Source organism: Salinicola halophyticus (genome assembly GCF_003206695.1).
GTDB classification, from domain to species: Bacteria; Pseudomonadota; Gammaproteobacteria; order Pseudomonadales; family Halomonadaceae; genus Salinicola; species Salinicola halophyticus.
In genome coordinates, this window is record NZ_PZJN01000016.1 from 222 (window position 1) to 503 (window position 282).

The 282-nt window shown below is 66.0% G+C and carries 1 protein-coding gene (cut by a window edge); it reads right to left on the reverse strand.

Annotated features, from left to right (window positions below; all coding sequences use genetic code 11):
• On the reverse strand, positions 1-267 hold part of the coding region annotated (locus tag DOM58_RS17100) for an Ig-like domain-containing protein (protein ID WP_425353406.1) (this coding region is incomplete at its 3' end). Its footprint begins 221 nt before the window's first position; 267 of 488 annotated nt are visible.
• Between the last annotated feature and the right edge of the window lie 15 nt (positions 268-282).

Here is a 282-nt window from a genome sequence, read left to right on the forward strand (position 1 = left end):
CTTGGGCTCGCTGACGCCGCCGTTGTTATCGGTGGCGGTGTAGCTGAAGGTCACGTCGCGGCTCTGTCCGGCAGCCAGCGCGTCGAAGTCGGTGCCCGGGGTGAAGGTGTAGCTGCCGTCGGCGTTGAAGCTGAGACTACCATTGCCCTGACCCACGCCGGTGTCGAGCGCGTAGCTGGCGATGGTGCCATCGATGTCACTGGCTGCCGGTACCTGGCCAGTCAGCGCGGTGTTCTCTTCCGTCGTGGCCGTGGCAGCCTGAGCGATCGGGGCATCGTTGGT